This window comes from Vibrio sp. TRT 29B02 (assembly GCF_050113655.1).
Classification (GTDB): Bacteria; Pseudomonadota; Gammaproteobacteria; order Enterobacterales; family Vibrionaceae; genus Vibrio.
The window spans coordinates 1-3,613 of record NZ_JBNJOJ010000058.1; the positions used below are offsets into that span (position 1 = coordinate 1).

The window sequence follows — 3,613 nt, forward strand, 5'->3', positions numbered from 1 at the left end:
ACTCACTGGCATCGGGTGAAAGTGAAACCATCACATACAGCTATGATGTTGTGGAATATGACGACGAAGGCCAAGAGCTATCGCGTACAGAAACCGCAGCGACGATTACCATCATAGGCACCAACGATGGCCCAATCGCTCGCAACGACAGCAATGCAATAGGGGAAAATACAACACTCAATGTCACGGAACTCAATGGACTGCTGAAAAATGACAGTGACATTGATGGTGATAAGCTTGAGGTAATTGGTATTCGTACAGGTGCCGAAAGCGCCACAAATAGCGAATCTGGAATTGTGGGGTCTGAGCTAGCTGGTAGTTTTGGTACTTTAACCGTCAATGCTGATGGTAGTTACAAGTATGTGGCTGACAATGCAGAAAGTCTAAAGGTTGGTGAAACAGTTTCCGAGACCTTTACCTATACGATTAGCGACGGTCAGGGCGGCACAGATACAGCGACTCTAACGATTACTGTAACCGGAACCAATGACGGCCCTAAAGCAAATGATGACAAGTACGGGGTAGAAACTACGACACTACTCTTCTCTGAATCATTCGAGCATATGGCGAACACTGGAAAATGGACAGTAGTTAGCGGAGATCAACTGGATGATTGGAACGGAACCAACGGTTTAGAAATCCAACGTGATGGGCTAATCGCCAAAGCTACTGATGGTGATTACATCGCAGAGCTTGATGCGCATCAAAACACTGCCATTACTACTTCTATAAACACTGCCGGACAAGACAGTGTTCGTGTTGAATTTGACTACAACCCTCGTCGAGACGGTGATTCATCATCAGATATGAAGTTCACCTTTGGTGCTGAAACTATTACTGTCCATGCTGACGGAACAGTTTCAGGCTCTGACATTTCTAATGTTCAAATTGTTGGCCCTGATTCAGACGGTTGGTATAAAGTTACTGCTGAATTTGATGTTCAAGGTGACAGTACTGATTTGACTTTTGCGGGTGCGGGTAAGTCAGATAGCTATGGCGCGCTGTTAGACAATATCACTGTTACAGGCGTGAACAAGCCGAACCTTACTACACCAGAAGATACGACAATCGAAATTACCTTTGCTGAACTGCTAGCGAACGACACTGATGTCGATGGCGACGTTCTGTCTATTGTTGAAGGATCAATTGCATCTCCTACTCATGGTCAGCTAGAAGTTGATTATGAGAATGGAGTGATCAAGTTCAAACCAGACGCTAATTACAACGGTGAGGCAACCTTTAAATACACTGTTACTGATGGTAATGGCGGTTATGACGACGCCACGGTTACTCTGAATGTCACACCAGTTAATGATCCTCCGGTTGCAACAGATGATGTGCATACTTTAGGTAACAACTTAATCCTGAATGGCAGCTTTGAGTCATTTACCAGTTCATCTAGCCCAAGTTGGGGCGATCGCGCGAGTAGCCTGGACAACTGGGAGTTTACTGCTAATTCAGGGAAGCTCGATTTAGTAGAAGATGGCTATAAAAATGTATCTACTGACGGTGACCGCTTTATTGATATGGAAGGTGAAGGTGGCCGAGGAGATAATGTCACTCTGAGTCAAACCGTTAATGGCGTTGAGGAAGGTAAGCCTTACCAAATCTCTTTAGATGTTGCTGCGCGCGGTGAGAACCATACGGCTAAGATTCAGGTTGTTTGGAATGGTGTAGTCATTGCGACTATTACTCCAGATAGCAATACTATGGAAACGCACACTTTCGAAGTAATCGGTGCTGCTGGCGATAATACCATTAGTTTTGTTGAAGTAGGCGGTGCTGGTGATAACAGTGGTACCTACCTAGATAACATCAAACTTCAAGAAGTGTTAGTTGATCTCACAACTGACGAAGACACGACTCTAGAGATTCCACACTCACAGTTACTTGCAAACGACTTCGATGTTGACGGCGATACCCTAACCATTACGTCTGTCTCCATGACTGACCCTAGTCATGGTGAGGTTAAACTTGTTGGTGGCAATGTGGTTTTTGAGCCAGCAGATAACTTCAACGGTGTAACAACATTTAAGTACACTATCTCTGATGGTAACGGTGGTACTGATACTGCGACAGTTACTGTTAATGTTAAGCCAGTGAACGATGCTCCGGAGTTTATCTCTGGGAATGATCAACCAGGAGATGCTCCAAATGTAGACGTTTATGACTTTAAGTCAGTACCCGAGCAAAGCAAGGCGGGGACGTTAATTGGTGTCGTTAAGGCGGAAGACGTTGATGGAGACGAGTTAACATACAGTTTCTCGAACGGTGAGCTAACCAACGGTGTATTTAACATCGATCCTAACTCGGGCGAGATCACCCTCAACAAAGAAATAGATGACGCTGACTTAGGCAGTTTTGAACTAGTTGTTGAAGTAAAAGATGGGAATGGTAGCAAAGATACAGCAACAGTTAATGTTGACTTAACTAATGTTGAAGAAGACTCAGAAATCATCATTGATAAGGACGAGGGCGATAGCGATCAAGGCAGTGTTACAGAAGACCTTGATACCGACCCAGATACAACAGGTGTTCAGCTTGAAGTGAGTGGCACGTTGACTGTCATTGATGAAGACGGTGATGGTGCGTTTTCAACAGATGTGACGTTCAAATCGAGCACAGGCAAAGATGAAAATGATCAGTTGTTAGGTCAATTAGGCACATTGACAATCGATAAAGATGGCAACTGGAGCTATGAAGTAAACAACGACAGTAAATATGTACAAAGTTTGACTAAAGGTGAAACTATCGTCGAAACGTACGAAGTGACGACGGTAGATGGAAAAGATACTCAAACTGTAGTTATTACTATTAACGGCGCGGATGACGCTAAGCCAACGATTGAGGTAGAGAACACCGACGGCGATGTGACGGCGGCAGACAACTCTGTTGTGGAAGCGACGGGTGAGGCAGTGACAGGCACGATTACCGTGGGCGCGCAAGCGGGCATTGACGGTGTGACGATCAACAACGTGGACATCACGGGTGCTACGGCGCAAACCCCTGTAACAGTGGGTGGCGGTCTGGTTGTGACGGGTTACGATGCTCAGACGGGTGAAGTGAGCTACACGTACACGGAAGACGGTCAAGCGGACAGCCACGCCTCGGGTGCGGTGGTCGATAGCTTCACTGTGGTTGTGACGGACCTGGCGGGTCAATCGCACAGCGACACATTAGACATTGAAATCATCGATACTGAGTCGACTGCGATGGCGGACGCGGATGAGGTGACGGAAGACGGTAAGCAGGTTGCCACGGGTAACGTGCTGACGAACGACGACGAAGGTGCGGATGAGCCGACGACAGTGATGGACGTGAGTGGTGGTACGAAGGCGGCGAACGGCGACATCACAGTACAGGGTACGTACGGTACCTTAGTGATGAAAGCGGACGGCAGCTACACCTACACGTTAAACAACGAGTCGAAAGCGGTTCAGAGCCTGACGGGCAATGACAAGCCGACGGAGACGTTCGAGTACACCTTGACTGACGCAGACGGCGACCAATCGAAAGCGAACTTGGTCATCACCGTGAACGGCGCGGATGACGCTAAGCCAACGATTGAGGTAGAGAACACCGACGGCGATGTGACGGCGGCAGACAACTCTGT

General features: G+C 47.2%; 1 protein-coding gene. It reads left to right on the top strand.

What is annotated here, in order from left to right; genetic code table 11:
* Positions 1-3,613 (top strand): Ig-like domain-containing protein (locus ACQEXT_RS21125; RefSeq protein ID WP_426953437.1); only part of this gene is annotated, 3,613 nt, incomplete at both ends.